Source organism: Thermosediminibacter litoriperuensis, assembly GCF_008124715.1.
Lineage (GTDB): Bacteria > Bacillota > Thermosediminibacteria > Thermosediminibacterales > Thermosediminibacteraceae > Thermosediminibacter > Thermosediminibacter litoriperuensis.
In genome coordinates this window covers 20,393-39,061 of the sequence record NZ_VNHO01000019.1, presented here as the reverse complement: position 1 = coordinate 39,061, position 18,669 = coordinate 20,393, and the positions used below count along the sequence as shown (strand labels likewise).

Sequence of the window (18,669 nt, the reverse complement as noted above, 5' to 3'; positions counted from 1 at the left end):
CTAACTTACGAACTTCAGCCTTCATGATTGAAAAACCCAACATCATTCGGGTTTCCAAAAAATGTGTCGCATTTAATATTGCATTTTACGATTTAATAAAGTTGCGTATGGAACTGGAGAAAATTCTTGACATTAAGGTTGATATAAATACCTATGAAGCCATCGCTCCATTATTAAGAAAAGAGATTAAAGAAGAAATGCTGGTGATAATTTGAAAAATGATGCCATATTTATTCACCAAAGCCCATCCTGTATGGATTCGGGCCTTATTTTATATAAAGAAGGTGGCAATTTGAAAATAAAAGTCATTCCCGAAGACTTCATCGTAAAAGAGCTGGTGAACATAAAATATGCGGCGGGGGGCCGCTACCGGATATACCTTCTGGAGAAAAGGCACTGGAACACCATGGACGCCCTGAAGTTCATTTCCCGGGAAAACAAAGTCCCGCTTTCGAAAATAGGTTCCGGCGGCAGGAAGGACCGGCACGCCCTGACATACCAGTACATCTCGGTCCCCCGGGAATACGAGCTTCAGTTCGAAAGGCCCAACGTGAGGTTGCAGTTCGTGGGATTCGCCGGCGACTTCGTATCTCCGGCCGTGCTGGAAGGCAATTACTTCGAGATAACCCTGCGCAGGATAGAGCCCGGCAGGGTGGATGAGATCCGGTCGAGGCTTTCGGAAGTGGAAGCCTTCGGGTACCCGAACTTTTTCGACGACCAGCGCTTCGGCAGCGTGGAAGACCCGGAAGAATTTATTGCCGAGAGGATAATAAAAAAGCACTACAATGGGGCGTTGAAACTTTACTTTACCACAATACACCCCGAGGATAAGCGAGAGGAAAAAGAGAGGAAGCGGAAAATAGCCGGGCTCTGGGGCAGGTGGGAGGAGATACTGCCGCTCTGCCGGACTCCGGTGGAAAAGGACATAGTCAAAATCCTGCAGGAGGGGCAGAGCAAAAAGCACCTGGCGGCGGCCCTGAACGCCATTCCCAAGGAAGAGCTTTCCATGTTCTTTTCCGCCTACCAGAGCTTCCTATGGAACAAGACCCTGGAAAAGCTGCTGCCCCTCTTTGCCGGTGAGCTCTTTACGGTGAAAGGTAAGATCATGGACTACACCTTCTACAGGGCCCTCCCGCCCGGGAAATTAAAAGCCTTAAGAAAACTGGAAATACCTACGGTGTCTTCCCGGATACCCGACGCTGCCCCGGAAGTGAAAAAAGCGCTGGAGGAAGTTCTGGCGGAGCGGGGGGTTAAGCCTTCGGATTTCAACCTGAAAAAGATAAGGAAATCCTTTTTCAAGTCCTTCATGAGGCCGGCAATAGTTTTCCCGCAGGGACTTTACTCGAGCCCCTTCGAGGTAGACGACCTGTACCCGGGCTACAGGAAGGTGAAGATAAAGTTCACCCTGCCTCCGGGTTCCTTTGCCACCATGATGATAAAATCCCTGGGGATATAGTTTTGTATTGATGGAAAATTATGATATTATGTGATATTATAAGTATAAAACGATTAGAGCAAGTGGGGGGACTTTTAGTGAAGATAAAAAAAGCCGTCATACCCGCCGCGGGCCTCGGCACCCGGTTTCTCCCGGCCACCAAGGCCCAGCCCAAAGAAATGCTGCCCATAGTGGATAAGCCCACCATCCAGTACATAGTAGAAGAGGCGGTGGCCTCGGGTATCGAGGAAATCCTCATAATCACCGGCAGAAATAAGCGGGCCATCGAAGACCATTTCGACAAGTCGGTGGAACTGGAACTGGAGCTGAAGAAAAAAGGAAACGGGGAACTGCTGAGGGTGGTCGAGGACATATCCAACATGGTGGATATCCACTATGTCCGCCAGAAGGAGCCCCGGGGCCTGGGTCACGCCATCTACTGCGCCAGGACCTTCGTGGGCGACGAGCCCTTCGCCGTCATGCTGGGCGACGACGTGATGTATTCGAAGGAGCCGGTGCTGAAACAGATGATGGACATCTACGAGAGATACAACTGCTCCATCCTGGGAGTCCAGCAGGTTTGCGAAGACGACGTGAGCAAGTACGGGATTGTAGACGGGGCCTTTATCGAGGACCGCATCTACAAGGTCAACAACCTGATTGAAAAGCCGAGAAAACAGGAAGCCCCCTCCCGCATGGCGATACTGGGGAGGTACATCATAACCCCCCGCATTTTTGAAATCCTTGAGCACACGAAGCCCGGGGCCGGAGGCGAGATCCAGCTCACCGATGCGCTGAAAGAGCTCTTGAACTACGAGGTGATTTACGCCTACAATTTTGAAGGGAAAAGATACGATGTAGGGGACAAGCTGGGATATCTCGTGGCCACCGTGGAATTCGCCCTGAGGAGGGAGGAGCTCCGGGATGAGTTTAAAAAATACCTTCTCGGCCTGCTGGCAGAGGATTTGGCCGGATACAGCGAAGCGGCCGCAGGAAATAGTACAGGGGAATAAGGTGAATGATAAATACGGCTAAACAGCAAAAAAAAGCTGCATTAAAGCAGCCTTATAGCTGCATTAAAGCAGCTTTTTCATTTTTCTAAGACGCTTCTTCCTTGAGCATATTCACCAGCATGCTGGCTGAAAGGTTCTGGAATTCCGGAGTCTTCATGAGTCCGAGGAACATCGGCAGCCACGTATTGGCCATGGCGGCCATTTGATTGATACCGTCAGCATTCTCGACTTCGCCGCTGATTTTTGCCCGGGCTTTTTCCACGATCTGGGCCATGGTTTCTACAGCCGACTTGGTTAAGTCTAGGGAATTCGAAACTTTTTCCAGCGCGTTCTCCAAATCGCCGTTCTTAATAGCGCGGCGCAGTGCTTTTTTCAGGGCTGCCGAGGGACTCCTGCCTCTCAACTCTTCTTCAACGCCGGATTCGGTCCCGCCGCCGGCGGAAATATTATCCAGTTCCTTTTTTATCAGATCCTTACGGGCTTCTATTTCTTCCAAAACCTTTTCCAGTTCTTCCCTGGTCATAAAATCCCTCCTTTCCGGTGCTTTTCACCCCATATAATATGCACAATCACCAAAGATTGCCCCCGAGAATAAAGTATTATTAGAAATTTAAAGGGGGGGTTGAAGTGATTCCATATGTTTTACTTTATTGCAGCCTGCTGTTGGGTACAGCAGGAGCCGTACGAAAAAAGAAAAGCCGAAAAAAATACAAGATCGTGGGCTTTAAACCCGGCGTCGAAGTTTTAGAAACCAGGAATATTCTCGAAAGTTACGGAATAAAGATTAAAAAGCAGCTGCCGCTGGTAGATGCCTGTTTGTGCGAAGTACGTCCTTCTGCCGTTAACCTACAAAAATTAAGCGAAGATCCGATAATAGATTTTATCGAGGATGATTATATAGCAACTATTCAGGGTGTGCCCACCGGGAAAGTTTTCATCAGAAGACAGAGGCAGGAGATACCCTGGGGCGTAAAGAAGGTAGCCGCCCAATCCGCGTGGAACGCCTGCAGAGGAGAAGGCGTGAGGGTAGGTATAATAGACACCGGAATAGACCTTTCCCACCCGGATTTGAAGGACAATATTAAGGATGTGTGCGGTGTACTGGACTGCAAAAATATAATCGACGATAACGGCCACGGTACCCATGTGGCAGGGACCATAGCCGCGCTGGATAACGATATAGGTGTCGTGGGCGTTGCGCCCAACGTGGAAATCTATGCGGTAAAGGCCTTTGACAAGAACGGCCGCGGCAGTATTTCAACCATAGTGGAAGCTTTGAACTGGTGCCTGGAGAAGAAGGTACATGTAGTAAACATGAGTTTCGGGGTGAAGAACAGGAGCTTCGCCCTCAGGCGGGCCATCGAAAAACTTCACAAAAATAACGTCGTTCTGGTAGCTGCAGCGGGAAACATGGGCAAGGAAGATTCAGTATTGTACCCTGCCAAGTACCCCGAGGTTATCGCCGTGGCGGCTTCAAATAGAAACGACGAGCCGGCGAACTTTTCCAGCAGCGGGCCGGAAGTGGATATAATAGCGCCGGGAGTCGACATACCTTCAACGCACAAAAACGGGGGTTATAAACTGATGAGCGGTACATCCATGGCCACTCCCCACGTGACCGGTGCAGCAGCCCTGGTGCTGTCCTTAACCAGGATGAGCGCCGAAGACGTAAAGTCGGTGCTTATGAATACCGCGAGAGACCTGGGCCTTCCGAAAGAAAAACAGGGAGCGGGCCTATTGGACGTCTCGAAAGCGGTATCGAATATAAAAAAATTAGGGAGGCATGAGCCGTGAGCAAATTTGAGGAAATCAGAAAAGAAATCGAAAAATCCGGCAAAACCCCCGAAGCCCTGGGCCAGATCTTTTCCAAGTTCGGCCTCACACCGGATAACCCGGAATTTGCAAAAGAACTGATGCGGGAGGCCGGCATAAACGTAGATCTGACCCCGGAGAAAGCCGCCGAAACCGTGAAAAAAATGACCGAGAACATCCCGCCGGAACTTAAAAAACAGATGGCTGAATTAATGCTGGAGGTTTCGAAATATATCCCCGCCGGGCCAATGCCCGAGGACGTTAAGAATTTTCTGGAGAGCTGGAAGAAGGCTCCCGAAGGAAAATAATGCAAAGCCCTGGAATACCGGGGCTTTATTTATTTGCACAGCCAAGATACTCTTTAAAATCAGCGGAAGAAAAAAATTTTTCCAGAAAGGAGGAAAATGATTTTTTGTGTAGAACAAAAAATAATGTTTTTACAATTCGCTTACCGGCATCATAAAGCCAAAAGCCCTTTCAATGATTTATGCCAACATATACAGTTAAGGAGGAAAACCATGGAAGAAGAAATAAGCTTACGGGAACTCATCGAGGTACTTATACGCGGCAGGTGGCTTATAGCCGGCATAACCCTTGTCGCCGTGCTTGTGAGCGGAATACTCAGCTTTTTTGTAATCCCACCCACATATGAAGCAAAGACCACGCTGATGGTATCGCCGCTGACACCTAAAAACCAGCCGCAACCCCAAGACAGCGCCTATAATACGCTTTTAAATTTCCTCTCACAGTTTCCCCAGATGACTCTGGAGACCTACAGGGTTCAGGCGACCAACCCGCACATACTGAACCAGGTTATTAAAGAACTCAACCTGGACCCGGAAAAATACAGCCTCAATTCCCTCAAGGAGTCCATAAATGTAGAAGCCATTAAAGACACGAACCTGATAAGTATAACCGTAAAAGATACAGACCCGGATATGGCCGCAAAAATTGCAAATACCCTGGCCCCGAAGTTTGTGGACTTCCTCTCGAACGCTTTAAAGGAGCAGATGGGCAAAACCGCCGTCTTTCTAAAAAATCAGATGCTGGAAGAGCAGAAAAACCTGGATCAGGCGACCGAAGAACTTAAGAACTTCATGGCCCAGCCCCAGAGCGTCACCGAGCTGCAGCAGGACATAGAGGCCAAACTGCAGCTCCTCACCGAATTCAAGACCGAACTCTTAAAGCTGGAGGTCCGGGAAAAGGCTGTCAGATCGTCTCTAGAAAGCATTAAAGACCGGCTTGCCAGCGAACCCCGCTACCTGGAGGTAAAAAAATCCATTATTGAAGATCCGGCGATGATGGGGATAGCCACCGGCAAAACGGGGCCTTCTTCGGACTTGACGGGCCTTACCTTAAAGAGCCAGGAGATAAACCAGACTTACGACGTCCTGAGCCAGAAGGCGGCGGAACTTGAAGCCGAACTGGCGGGCATCGTTTCGCAAAAAACAGCCATATTGAATTCCATAAAAAAGACCCAGGCGGAGCTGGAAAGCCTGCAGGCCGATTTTGCGGAAAAGCAGACCGAGTACAACCGCCTCCAGCAGCAGTACAACATCGCGCTGGAGACTTACAATACTTTTCTCCAAAAATATCAGGAAGCCCGCATCACCACTTCCAGCAAGATCGGCGACGCAAACATAATGATCGTATCCCCGGCCCTGGTGCCTGAAAATCCGGTGGCGCCGAAGAAGATGCTGAACATAGCCCTGGCCGCCGTGCTGGGCGTAATGATTGGAATCTTTACGGCGTTCTTTGCCGATTACTGGAAGAAATCGGGTATGACGGAAAGCTCGGTACAAACATTGAAATGAAGATTTAACTACCCCTTCCTCATGGAAGGGATTTTTTTATGCCTATCTAAAGCAAACAGTAATTATTCGAATCGACCTGGAGGTATACCCGGGGCAGGAGGTGTTCCTATCCCCAGAGATACCTGAACTGCTCGATGAAGGCAGGCTGGTAACCCTGTTCGACGGAGGAAAGTATCTCCTCGTCGAACTGCCCATGATGAGCATACCCCAGTATGCTTTACATATAATCCATTCAATCCACCTCCGGGGAGTAAGGGTGATCCTGGCCCACCCGGAGAGGAACCGCGAAATAGCCGCCGACATTAACAAGCTCCACGATATTGTAAGAATTGGCGCACTGGTGCAGGTGAATTCCCTGAGCCTCATGGGCGTATTCGGAAGTAACTCCCAGCGAGCGGGGGAGAAAATAATGCGAGCCGGGCTAGCTCACATTATCGCCACCGACTGTCACACAGCCCGCTCCAGGGCTCCCAGGATGAAAAAAGCCCTGGCCGCGCTTAACGATAAGACCGCATCCATTTTCACGGAAGAAAATCCCCGATTGATTATGGAAGGAAAGGCGATAGAAGTGCCCTTCGGCGGCTATAAGTCGGGCCGTTTCGGCATCGTAAAAAAGCTGGCGCTGTTTTTCAGCAGCTTCAGGGTTGTTGGGGAAAAGGAGGTATAGGATGGGTTTTAAAAAATCGCTCATTGCGGCAGTCTTGTTAATTTTCTTGTTATTTCTTTCCTCGAGTTTCAACAGATCCACCGCAATTGAACTGGACGAAGGATTGATCGATCTCGCCTTTGAAAAGTTAAAGAATCTTGACCCCGCCGATAAATCCGACGCTATATACCTGCTGGAGATTTTTTTTAAAAGCGAGCAGGGCCTTGAAGATCTGAAAGATTCTCTACCGGACGTAATGGCTCTGGTGTTGGGGGAGAACTATCAGGATCTGCTCTCAAAGTACGGTCTCAGCCTTGGACGGCTGAAGTCTGACATAGACGACCTTAAAAAATGGAGTAAAGAGGACAGGCTAAAGCTCCTGGACCTCATCGAAAAGAGCGACAAAGAGGGCGTCAAGGCTCTGATTAAAAAGTACGAGGGCGGGGATGACGCAGCACCCGGTGGCGGCGGCATCCCGAGAGAACCGGTTCAAAACCAGCCGGTATTTCCAGAAATATCGATTAAATTCAGTGATGTAGAGAATCACTGGGCCAGGACTTATATCGAATATATAGCATCTAAAGGCATAATAAAGGGAAAGGCCCAAGGAATGTTTGCTCCTGAAGACAGGGTAACCAGAGCCGAATTTACGGCAATGCTGGTCAGGCTGCTTAAGCTTGAAGACAAGGAAACCGTCCAAAATCTACCATTTACTGATGTTCTGCCTGACGATTGGTTTTACAGCACCGTAAGAGCAGCGTACAACTCGGGCCTTGCTAGGGGCACGGGAGATGAATTCAACCCCAACAGCCTTATCACCAGGCAGGAAATGGCCGTTCTCGTCACCCGCGCCGCATCGATTGTGAACAAATCGGCTTTTGTAGACAGCGTGGAAGTAGAGAAAATCCTGTCCGCCTACAAAGACCGGGATAGGATATCCGAATGGGCCAAGACGGAAATCGCAGTTGCCGTGAAACTTGGGCTGATCCGCGGGGTAGGCACCGATATCCTGGCGCCGGGTGAGACCGCCACTCGCGCCCAGGCGGCAACTGTGATATATAACCTTTATAGACTTATATATGAATGATAAAGAACTTTGAACGAGAAGGGGGGATATGGGGGCGGTAGTTGATCAATTTGTATATATTTCATCATCTTTGAGGGGAAAGGGGGCTTTGATTTTTTTATGAGAGACTTAATTAGAAAGGCGATATCTATAACCCTGGTTTTGATGATGCTCTTTGCGGCAATTCCTGCATGGGCCGAATCGGGGGATTTGACCGATGATCAGATTAACAGCCTAGCTTTCTCTGTTTTTCTGCAGGGCAAGCTGGCAGGACTGAGTCTGACGGAAATAGAAAAATTAATCGACCTCATTGAGAAAATTGACCAAAAAGATATTATCGTAGATAAATTATTCGGAACCACTCTCGACTCCAGGCTTAATGGATACGGAATTACTCGCGATTCCGTGATGGATTTCACCAAAAGCTTAAGAGAGGACAAATTTCAAGATAAATCCTGGAAAGAATGGGCAAAAGAAATCGCCAGAAAGGTAAAAGAGCCTGGGATCAACACCTTGACTCAGGACCAGATTGACTGGATTAAACACCTGGACAACGACATTTTTGATAAGAGCTTCCCACAATTAACGACCCTTATCAACACAAAATTCAACAATAAATTCGATTTTATAAGATTTAACCGTCAGGTCTTCGAAAAAGTAATGACAAAAAATGTTGTCATCTCCTATAAGGGAGGCATATTTTCCGTCAGCTTCAAGGACAGCCTGAAAGATGACCTTAACCTCTACCTCAGCGGCCAGCCGGAGGAAGTTTCCGGTTATTTCAAAGATGATCAAAAAATAGTTCCGCTCGACTCCAATGAAATAGCAGCATTGAAAAGTATAATAAATGATATTTTAACTGCCTTCAACGATAGCGGATTTACCACCGACGAAAAGGGCCTGCTGGCAAAAGCCCTGGAAAGCTTCGGATTTAAGGTTGAGAGGGACACCACAACCCCGCCTGAACCTGGGGATGACGGCGGTAGTGGCGGCGGCGGCACCGGCGGTGGCGGTGGTGGCGGCGGAGGCGCTGCACCCAGCGAGCCCGAAATCGAAATCCCCAAAGATCAGAGCAAGCCGGTGGCAGTCGTCGTACCCGCCGGTGCGGTTAAAGTTACCGTGGCTGACGGCAAAGCAGTTGTAACCTTCGATGAAAAGGCCGTCAGCGACCTGCTGAAGCTCCTCGATGAAGCGGTGAAAAAGGCCGAAGGCAGGAAGCTGGCCCTTGTGATAGACCTCGCAGACAGTGAAAAAATAGGTGATAACGCGATAGTCGAACTCCCCGCGGACCTTGCGGCAAAAGCCTTCGAAAAAGGCGCAACCATTACTATAAATCTCAAGAAAGTGGGTATAGACCTGCCCGCAGGCTCCGTGGAAACAAAAGATATTAAAACCCTGAAGATAATCATCGAAGCAAAGGACGCAAAAGATGCGCTGAAGAACATTAAAGGCATAGAAAAAATGAGGCCGGTAGGTTCCGCCGTGGATGTCAGTGTTCTTGCGGGAGATAACCCGGCGTCCTTCATGAAGAAGGTAACCCTGCGCTTCTCTATAAAAGGCCTCACCACCAATATCGACAAGCTGGGAATCTACTTCATTAACGATAAAGAGGGTAAAGCTGAATTTGCCGGAGGCAAAGTAGACAGAGCCGGCGGTGAAATAAGAGCGAATCTTGCCCACCTCAGCGCCTATACGCTTATGGAATACGACGTAACCTTCGATGACATAAAGCAGCACTGGGCCAGAAACTACATCGAGTCCATGGCGGCAAAACACGTCGTTCACGGCCGCACAGCGGCGAAATTCGTGCCCGATGACAGCGTGACCAGGGCTGAATTTGCCAAGCTCGTAGTAGGCGCCCTTGAACTGGACCTTGTCAAATACAAAGGTTCCTTCGAGGACGTAGCTTCCGACGCCTGGTATGCCGACTATATACAGACCGCTTATGAAAACGGCCTGATTACCGGTCGGGTCGAAGGCAAGGTATTTGACCCCAATGCTAAGATAACCAGGCAGGAGATAATGGCTATCGTTGGAAGGGCTCTTGCCAAGAAACCCTCGAAAGATGCCGGTGAGCTGCTCGCTCCGTTCAAGGACGCGGCAAAGATAGCCGGTTACGCTGAAGAACACGCCGCGCTTCTGGTGGAAATGGGCATCGTCAGCGGCTATCCCGACGGCACCATAAGGCCCGAAGCTTATACTTCCAGAGCTGAAGCAGTCAAGCTCATCTACGGGCTTTACAACAACTGATAACAGCCGGGGGTACTCGCTGAGTACCCCCGGATTATAAAAATCAGGAGAAAAACGATGAAGAAAGAAAAAAGAAAAATATCGCGAAGAGCAATAATAATCACTCTGTCATTATTATTGGCCTTAATAATATCAGCTCACTACATTCTTGTAAATAAGGCTTTTGACCTGGTCTTCCCGGACTATCCCGGAAAGGTATCCGAAAGCGGGAGAGAAGATCAACCTCCGGATACAGACATAAAACCCCCTGATATGCCCGGGTCACCGGAGGTAGATATTCACGAAACAGGACCTGAAGAAGGACAAACATCCCCGATTACACCGGCGAAATCCGAGAAATCTAAAAAACCTTCCGGCAGCACCCCGGGGAAGACCACAGAGGACATATCGATTGATGAAATTTCCAAGAATATAAGCTTTTCCGATAAGAGGCGGATACTGAGGCTGGTGGCCGGCCGGCTCACCGGCAATGATATAAAATACCTTCTCGGGCTTTTAAAGGGTGGATTAACGGAGAGCGAAAAAGAGGAAGCCGTTAAACTGGCTTTCAGCAGGTTTACCCCTGAAGAGATAGAAGAGATAAGGGCTTTATATAAAAAATATAAACATCTTGCTGAATGAAAGCGGGGGCAGAACTGGTGGAAGATATAAACGCTTTCGAAGAGGAAATTTCGTTGAAAGAGATTATTGATGTATTGAAAAAACGGTTCAAAATAATCGGTATTATTATTATCGTTTTTCTTGCCGTAACGGCCGTATATACCTTTTATATGAAAAAACCCGTCTACGAATCGTATACCACCATAATGGTGGGAAAACCCGTGCAAAGGACCCCGGACTCGAGCGCATCGGTTACTTATCAGGAGCTTCAGACTAACCGCCTGCTGGTATCTACCTACGGCGAAATCGCCAAAAGCCGCTCAACGCTGGAAGAAGTAATAAAAAGACTTAATTTGAATACCTCCCACGAGAAGCTGAAGTCCCAGGTCAAAGTGAACCCGGTGAAAAATACCGAGATAATAGAAATTAGGGTATCGGACCACAATCCTGTTATGGCTGCCACTATAGCCAACGCGGTCGCTGAAAGTTTTTCAAGGCAGGTTATAAGGATAATGAACGTGGAAAACGTCCAGGTGATCGACGAAGCTATTCCCATATACCGGAAGGTAGAGCCCAGGCCGGCGTTGAATTTATCGCTTTCAGTTATTCTCGGCTCGATGGTAGGGGTTTTTTGCGCTTTTATAATGGAGTTTACGGACACTTCCATTAAGTCACCGGAAGATGTGGCGAAATACCTAGGTCTGCCGGTAATAGGCACGATACCGTATGTTGAAGAAAGAGAGGTAGCTTGATGGAGGAAAAAAGCATGGGATTATTTATCATGACCGACCCCAAGTCGATAGTATCGGAAGCCTTCAGAGTGCTCAGAACGAATCTGCATTTTTCCGGCATAGACAGGCCTTTAAGGAAAGTGATGATAACCAGCAGTATCCCCGGGGAAGGAAAAAGCACCATAGTTTCAAACCTGGCGGTTTGTATCGCCAACACCGGGAGCAAGGTACTGCTCGTGGATGCCGACCTCAGGAGGCCGCAAATTTATAAATTTTTCTTACTGGAAAATTATAAAGGCCTATCCAACCTTCTTGCCGAAGATCTTCCGCTGGATACGGTGGTAAATACCACAAAAGTGGAGAACCTCCACGTCATCACCAGCGGGCCGGTACCTCCCAATCCGGCCGAAGTGCTGGGTTCGGCCAAAATGAAAAAATTTCTGGACGAAGTGGCTTCGGTCTATGATATGGTCCTCATCGACGCGCCCCCGGTAAACAGCGTGGCCGACGCATCGATCCTGTCGGCTCTGGTGGACGGAGTAATTCTCGTGGTGGAAGAGAGTTCAACAGAAAGGGAAGCCGCTATCGCAGCCAAACAGCAGCTGGAAAAGGTAAATGCGCGGATTCTGGGGGTGGTGCTTAATAAGGTCAAACAGAAGGACGGAGGATACTATTATTACTATTACTACTACGGTGAAGACAACAAAAGGGTGAAAAAAAGGAAGTAACCGCCGGAGGAAAGGTAAATTTATACCAAATAGCAGGAAATTGTCCCTTTTTGTAGAATAAGAGTAACTGTAGAAAAAAATGGCATACGAATCAAAACTGGGCGGTGAAGAATTTGGAGAAAAGTAAAAAGCACAAAAAAGAGCAAAAAATACCGGAGGCAAAAAAACAGGCAGCTTTCCATTACATAATATACGCAGGCCTTCTTATACTCCTCTTTTACCCCCCCTACTTCAGGGGACTATTTTTCGACAGGGAACTTCTGCCGACTCATATATATAGCGGGATTCTCTTCCTGGCATGGATGATATACAGGACCGCCGTCCTGAAGGAAACAGGATTCTTCCGGTCACCCGCCGACTACGCGGCTTTAGCCGTCGTCGGGGCGTACTTCCTCTCCATCTTTGCAGCGGTAAACCTGCGCTACGCCGTGGGCGAACTTTTGAAGTACATAAACTACTTCATCGTATACTACCTCGTCTCGGACATAGCCAGGAACGAAAGGGACAAAAGGATCATCCTCTGGACCCTGGTGCTTTCCGCCGCGGGTGTCGCCTTAGCAGGCATCGGCGCGGCGGCGGGCACGGTAAAATACCCCGGAGCCTTCGTGGGCAGCAGGATCAACTCGACGCTTCAGTACCCCAACACCCTGGCGGCATACCTCACCGCCGCCCTAATGCTGGGGCTGGGGCTTCAGGCGGTATGCGAAAGGCGCTGGCAGAGGGCCGTCCTTTCGGCGATAAATTATACTCTGTTTCTCGCGTTCCTCTTTACCCTTTCCAGGGCCGCCTGGCTTATGTTCCCGGTGTTTTACCTGATCCTTATCATAAGTATCCCCGGAGCTTACAGGATGAAGGTGCTGGGATACTCCCTGCAGGTCTTTTTTGCTGGCATAATAGTCTCGCCAGGCTTCGGTTCCGGGATCTCCGGAGGGGAAGGTGCTAAGGTCTGGCTATGGTACCTGGTGGGGCTCATCCTTGCCCCGGCAGTATTTTATATATTCGACAAACTCAGCGAACGCTTTGCCGTGCGCATAAAACCAGCTACGTTGCTTTCCGTTTTCGTAATCCTGACATTAATTGCAGGTACCGGTGCATACATAGCTCTTACCACCGAAAAGCCCTTGACCTTATCCCATAGCCCTGACGAGCCTGAAAGCTGGAAGACCTCGTGGTACACCGTTGACAACGTAAAGCCGGATACCGATTATGTACTGAAGGTCATGGTGACAGCTACACCAGGACAGGAGGAAGGCAAATGGGGCGGGGCGGTTCAGATAATGAGTATAGATAAGAATAATAAAGCGACCGTCATTAAAAGTGAGTATTTCAACGAAGCTCTGGAGCAGCAATTAATAGAAGTTCCCTTTAAAACGCGAACGGATACGACAAAGCTCCAGATAGGCTTCAGCAACCGATTCCCAGGCACTTCCGCCGTCTATAGCGATGCAAAGATATTCCAGGCCGCCGCCAGAGCCACTAGCCAGAAAATAATACTGGCATATAAGTACATCCCCGAGGCTATCGCACAGAGATTATCAAGCATAAGTTTCGGCGAGCACAGCTTTCAGGGAAGGCTCAGCTTTTACCGCGACGCCCTTAAGATAATAAAGGAACATCCCGTTATCGGCATCGGCGGGGGCGGCTGGAAGTCGGCGTACTTTGCTTATCAGTCGTACCGCTACTTCACCACTGAAGTGCACAGTTTTTTCTTGCAGCTCATGGTGGAGACGGGTATAACCGGCTTATTGGCCTTCCTGGCAGTACCGGTGCTGATTATCAGGAATGTGATTGTAAATAAAGCGGACGATCAGGGATTGGGTGCCCTGAATTATGCCGCCCTTTCATCCGCTGCAGCGATCCTCGGACACAGCGCCGTGGACTTCAACCTGTCTCTTGCAGCCGTTGCGATTTATCTCTGGGCATTGTTCGGCCTTGCAGCCGCGGACGGCATGGCGGCAGTCCCGGTGGTTAAGCGGAGGCAACTGGCATCCGGATCTTACGCGGTATGGGCCGCAGGTGGGCTTACGCTGCTTTTCATCCTGGGGTCGGCGACGCTTTTCGCCGGTTACAGCTACGGCCAGAAGGCCGTCCGGGCCCTTCAGAGCGGCGACCTGGCGGGGGCTAAGGAAGCCTTTGAAAGAGCATCGGAGTATGACCCGCTTACCGTTTCCTTCAAAGCAGACCTTTCTCAGATTTACGATATAATAGGCGAGCAGGGAAAGAATAAAGAGTTTAAAGAAAAGGCCATCAAACTCCGTGAAGAAGCAGCCGCCATGGAGCCCTATAATGCGAAAATGAAAGGCCTGCTTGCCGCAACCTACTTAAGAGAAGGCAGGCTGGAAGAGGGTCTGTCTCTGCTGGAAGAGGCGGCAAGACTTAATCCATACAACATAACCGTATGGGAGGCTTTAGTGGAAGGATACGAAAAAGTAGCGGAATTTCATATAGCAAAGAATGAGGTTAGCAGGGCAAAAGAGTTGCTCGGCAAAAGCCTTGCAATTCCCGAAAGGATAATCGATTTTAACCGGAAGTCGCCCCAGAACGACCCGGGGGTCGTAAAACTTCAGGCTACGAAAGACTTGATGCTATACCTGACAAAGGCGGAAAAACTTCTGGAAAGCCCAAACCTCGAAATCGTGGGAAAACTGAAAGACCTGGTCTTTGCGGCTAATTTTGGGATAGACCTGGATGAAGACGGCCAGCCCGACCTGTGGAGAGTTTATGGTGAAGGGGAGGTAAAGGTAAATCCCGGCAGGTACAGCAGGATGAAACTGGCCGGAGAATCAACAGTGACTTTAAATCTAATCGAAGGGATATACCTGGAGCCGGACGAATTTTATAAGATAGAGCTGGAAGCGGATATCCTTAAGGGAGGGTATAGGGTAGATATAATTGCTGACAATAAAGTAATATTCAACTCAGGCTCCGAATTATCCGAGTTCATCGCGCCCGGTGAAATCGAAGGGAAGGATATAAGGATAAGGGTTATCATTTTACCTAAAAGTGACATCATGTTTGGAAGAATTTTATTGTATAAAAATAGTGACCCTGACACCTTCAATATAAGCCCTGAAAGAAATCGAGAGAAGCGGTAGGATATGAGTTAACGCCACACCATATTGCCCGGGAAAACATCCATAAAGACGGGTTTCGTAGAGAAAAAAATAAATACAATGAATTTAATTGATTTATATTTTTGGGTGGTATACGATGAATATATTATTTATCACAGTGGTGGACATTGAATCAGTTACCCAGCGAGGTATATACACTGATCTCATGCGAGAATTCAGAGATAGAGGCCAAAATGTATATATTATATGTCCGCGTGAGCGCCGTTACGGGAAACCCACTGAATATATTGAAGACCATGGGATTCATGTATTAAAAGTTCGGACTGGTAATATAAAACAAACAAATCCTATTGAAAAAGGAATTTCAACTATTCTTATCGAGAGTCAATTTAAAAATGCTATAAAAAAATATTTTAAAGATATACGTTTTGATCTAGTTTTATACTCCACTCCACCTATAACTTTTGAAAAAGTAGTTAGATTTGTCAAAGCAAGGGATAAATGTCATACTTACCTCCTGTTAAAAGATATCTTCCCTCAAAATGCTGTTGATTTAGGTATGATTAGAAAGGGAAGTTTACTGTGGAGATATTTTCGCAATAAAGAAAAACGCCTCTATGATATATCTGATTTTATAGGGTGCATGTCTAGTGCTAATGTGGAATATTTATTAAAGCATAATCCAGAAATAAATCCACAAAAGGTTGAGGTCTCTCCTAATTGTATTAAACCACGGCCGTTGCTACATATTAATAAGTCAAATAAGGAATTTCGAGATAAATATGGCATACCGAATGATGCTGTTGTTTTTATCTATGGAGGCAATCTCGGAAAGCCACAGGGAATTGATTTTCTTTTAGAGGTATTAGATTATATAAAAAATAAAGAAAATTTCTTTTTTCTTATAGTAGGTTCCGGGACAGAATACGGTCGCATTGAAACCCACCTTAAACAGAATAAACACAAAAATGTAAAGTTATTAAGTTTCCTGCCAAAAGATAGTTATGATAAAATTCTTGAAAGTTGCGATGTAGGCCTTATTTTCCTTGATCAACGCTTCACAATACCGAATATTCCCTCAAGATTGACGTCATATATGGAAGCAGCGTTGCCAATCGCCGCTGCAACTGATGTTAATACAGATTTGAAAGATATATTAATTGAATCCGGATGTGGACTGTGGGCAAAAAGTGGAGATATTAAAGGATTTATTAACATAATAGAAAGATTAGCATCGGATAAATCGCTTCGCATTCAGATGGGACTTAATGGACGGGCTTATCTTGAAAAATATTATACCGTTTCAAAACAATACGACATAATAATGTCCCATTTTAAATAATTTAGGAGTTGATGAAAAATGTTCAAGGATAAAGTTCTCCTCATTACTGGAGGGACAGGCTCTTTTGGCAATGCGGTACTTAAAAGATTTTTGAATACAGATATAGGAGAAATACGAATATTTTCTCGTGATGAAAAAAAGCAGGACGATATGCGTAAAGAACTGAAAAACAGCAAGGTTAAATTTTTTATTGGTGATGTGCGGCAATATGATAGCATCGCCGCAGCAATGAATGGAGTTGACTATGTTTTTCATGCTGCTGCTCTAAAGCAAGTACCTTCCTGTGAATTTTTTCCTATGGAAGCTGTAAAAACAAATATATTGGGCACAGAAAATGTATTAAATGCTGCAATCGCATATGGAGTAAAAAAGGTTATATGCCTTTCAACGGATAAAGCAGTCTATCCCATCAATGCCATGGGCATATCAAAAGCTATGATGGAAAAGATTATGGTTGCAAAATCAAGAACCGTCGATCCAGATAAAACAACAATTTGCGGTACACGCTATGGTAATGTGATGGCTTCTCGAGGTTCGGTCATACCCCTATTTGTTCAGCAAATAAAATCAGGACAACCCTTAACTGTGACAGATCCGAATATGACCCGCTTTATGATGTCCTTAGATGAAGCGGTGGAATTGGTACTATTTACGTTTAAATTTGGCAGGCAGGGTGATATTTTCGTTCAAAAAGCTCCGGCATGTACGATAGGTGATCTTGCTCAAGCCATAAAAGAAATTTTTAACGCTGATAATGAAATAAAGATAATCGGTACCCGTCATGGTGAAAAATTGTATGAAACATTGCTGACTCGTGAAGAAATGGTCCGTGCCGAAGATCTTGGCAAATATTATAGAATTCCAGCTGATAACAGAGATTTAAATTATGATAAATATTTCGTTAAAGGCAGTGAAGAAATAAGCTATGGTTGTGAATATACTTCGCATAATACTGAACGACTAAATGTAGAACAAGTGAAAGAAAAATTATTAAGCCTTGATTTTATTAAACGTGAGCTTGAAGACTGGAGGCTATATTATGAGAACAGTGCTTATTACCGGCGCAGACGGGTTTATAGGTAAAAATCTTGTTACATCATTAGAACAAAATAAGGATTTAAAAATTTTAACATACAATCGCAACAATACAATTGAAGAATTGGAGCAATTAATAAAAAAGTCGGATTTCATTTTTCATCTGGCAGGGGTAAATCGCCCGCAGGATTTATCAGAATATGACTCCGGTAATCGTGGTTTCACAGAGCATCTTTTAAATTTACTGGATAAACAAAATCGGAAAATTCCGGTATTATTTTCATCATCCATACAGGCGACATTGAACAATCCGTATGGTATCAGTAAGTTGGCCGCTGAACAGGCACTGCTGAGTTGGTCAAAAAATAATGGGATAAATATTTATATTTATAGACTACCTAATGTATTTGGTAAATGGTGCCACCCTAATTATAATTCTGTCGTCGCAACCTTCTGCTACAACATCGCGCGGGGGCTTCCTATTAATATAAATGACCCATCTAAAGAATTGACATTGGTCTATATTGACGATGTGGTATCGGAGTTTATTAATGCATTAAATGGTAATCCGCATATGGATGAAGACGGCTATTGTATAATTCCCCGTACTTTCAAGATAACACTCCAGGAATTGGCGGATAAGCTGTTTGAATTTGCCCAAAGCCGAAAATCTTTAATAATGCCGGATTTTGAAGACGATTTTACACGTTTTCTTTACGCTACATACGTTTCATACTTACCGGAAGACGATTTTGGCTACGAGCTTGATATGAAATCCGATAACAGGGGATGGTTGGCAGAGTTTATAAAATCCAGGCATTTTGGCCAGATATTTATCTCAAAAACTAAACCCGGTATTACACGGGGGAATCATTGGCATCATACTAAAGTGGAAAAATTCCTTGTAATTCAAGGTGAGGCCTTAATAAAATTCCGTCAGATACGGGGGGATAATGTAATTGAGTACCGTGTTTCCGGCGACAATCTAAAAGTCCTGGATATCCCGGCAGGTTATACCCATTCCATAACCAACATTGGAGATACCGATTTAATCACCATATTCTGGGCGGATGAAATTTTTGAACCAGATAAGCCCGATACTTACTATATGGAGGTCTGAATA

General features: G+C 46.5%; 16 protein-coding genes and 1 pseudogene. 16 read left to right on the top strand and 1 reads right to left on the bottom strand.

All coding sequences use genetic code 11. From position 1 onward, the window contains the following. The 3 genes and pseudogenes from LZ11_RS12370 to galU form a co-directional block, all read left to right on the top strand. A pseudogene (locus LZ11_RS12370) lies at positions 1–215 on the top strand (hypothetical protein); the annotation flags it as partial. A gap of 38 nt (positions 216–253) precedes the next feature. Further along, positions 254–1,456 (top strand): tRNA pseudouridine(13) synthase TruD, encoded by a 1,203-nt coding sequence (truD, locus tag LZ11_RS08655; protein ID WP_281282737.1) that lies wholly within the window; start codon positions 254–256, stop codon positions 1,454–1,456. A gap of 77 nt (positions 1,457–1,533) precedes the next feature. Then, on the top strand, positions 1,534–2,448 hold the full coding sequence (gene galU, locus LZ11_RS08650) for a UTP--glucose-1-phosphate uridylyltransferase GalU (RefSeq protein WP_148867494.1): 915 nt from the start codon (positions 1,534–1,536) through the stop codon (positions 2,446–2,448). A gap of 85 nt (positions 2,449–2,533) precedes the next feature. Here the strand turns inward: galU and LZ11_RS08645 are convergent, their stop codons facing one another. Further along, the gene (locus tag LZ11_RS08645; RefSeq protein ID WP_148867493.1) at positions 2,534–2,971 is read right to left on the bottom strand and encodes a hypothetical protein; all 438 of its coding nucleotides are present in this window, start codon (positions 2,969–2,971) and stop codon (positions 2,534–2,536) included. 104 nt (positions 2,972–3,075) lie between these two features. Between LZ11_RS08645 and LZ11_RS08640 the strand changes: the two genes are divergently transcribed. The 13 genes from LZ11_RS08640 (at position 3,076) to LZ11_RS08580 (ending at position 18,666) form a co-directional block, all read left to right on the top strand. Continuing rightward, positions 3,076–4,242 carry a S8 family peptidase gene (locus LZ11_RS08640; RefSeq protein WP_148867492.1) on the top strand — a complete coding sequence of 389 codons (1,167 nt, stop codon included), beginning with the start codon at positions 3,076–3,078 and terminating at the stop codon, positions 4,240–4,242. Further along, positions 4,239–4,568, top strand: coding sequence for a hypothetical protein (locus LZ11_RS08635; protein WP_148867491.1), 330 nt, complete (start codon positions 4,239–4,241; stop codon positions 4,566–4,568). The genes LZ11_RS08640 and LZ11_RS08635 overlap by 4 nt, the downstream gene beginning before the upstream one ends. Before the next feature lie 210 nt (positions 4,569–4,778). Beyond that, positions 4,779–6,074 carry a GumC family protein gene (locus LZ11_RS08630; RefSeq protein ID WP_170240342.1) on the top strand — a complete coding sequence of 432 codons (1,296 nt, stop codon included), beginning with the start codon at positions 4,779–4,781 and terminating at the stop codon, positions 6,072–6,074. A gap of 61 nt (positions 6,075–6,135) precedes the next feature. After that, complete coding sequence (locus LZ11_RS08625; RefSeq protein WP_342782611.1) at positions 6,136–6,741, top strand: tyrosine-protein phosphatase; 606 nt, start codon at positions 6,136–6,138, stop codon at positions 6,739–6,741. A gap of 1 nt (position 6,742) precedes the next feature. Then, entirely contained in the window at positions 6,743–7,807 is a 1,065-nt protein-coding gene (locus tag LZ11_RS08620; protein ID WP_148867488.1) for an S-layer homology domain-containing protein, read from the top strand. A gap of 99 nt (positions 7,808–7,906) precedes the next feature. Then, positions 7,907–10,036: an S-layer homology domain-containing protein gene (locus LZ11_RS08615; protein WP_148867487.1), complete on the top strand. Its 2,130-nt coding sequence runs from the start codon at positions 7,907–7,909 to the stop codon at positions 10,034–10,036. Positions 10,037–10,093: 57 nt separating this feature from the next. Further along, positions 10,094–10,657 carry a hypothetical protein gene (locus tag LZ11_RS08610; protein WP_148867486.1) on the top strand — a complete coding sequence of 188 codons (564 nt, stop codon included), beginning with the start codon at positions 10,094–10,096 and terminating at the stop codon, positions 10,655–10,657. 17 nt (positions 10,658–10,674) lie between these two features. Then, positions 10,675–11,388: a YveK family protein gene (locus LZ11_RS08605; protein ID WP_170240341.1), complete on the top strand. Its 714-nt coding sequence runs from the start codon at positions 10,675–10,677 to the stop codon at positions 11,386–11,388. Beyond that, on the top strand, positions 11,388–12,095 hold the full coding sequence (locus LZ11_RS08600) for a CpsD/CapB family tyrosine-protein kinase (protein WP_148867484.1): 708 nt from the start codon (positions 11,388–11,390) through the stop codon (positions 12,093–12,095). Before LZ11_RS08605 ends, LZ11_RS08600 begins: the two co-directional genes overlap by 1 nt. Positions 12,096–12,208: 113 nt before the next feature. Continuing rightward, positions 12,209–15,190, top strand: coding sequence for an O-antigen ligase family protein (locus tag LZ11_RS08595; protein ID WP_148867483.1), 2,982 nt, complete (start codon positions 12,209–12,211; stop codon positions 15,188–15,190). Between the two features lie 115 nt (positions 15,191–15,305). Beyond that, a complete protein-coding gene (locus LZ11_RS08590; RefSeq protein ID WP_148867482.1) occupies positions 15,306–16,511 on the top strand; it encodes a glycosyltransferase family 4 protein in 1,206 nt (401 codons plus the stop codon). A gap of 18 nt (positions 16,512–16,529) precedes the next feature. Continuing rightward, positions 16,530–17,594, top strand: a complete 1,065-nt coding sequence (locus LZ11_RS08585) for a nucleoside-diphosphate sugar epimerase/dehydratase (RefSeq protein ID WP_148867481.1) — start codon at positions 16,530–16,532, stop codon at positions 17,592–17,594. Next, positions 17,551–18,666, top strand: a complete 1,116-nt coding sequence (locus LZ11_RS08580; protein ID WP_148867480.1) for a capsular polysaccharide biosynthesis protein CapF — start codon at positions 17,551–17,553, stop codon at positions 18,664–18,666. Before LZ11_RS08585 ends, LZ11_RS08580 begins: the two co-directional genes overlap by 44 nt. Positions 18,667–18,669 lie beyond the last annotated feature (3 nt).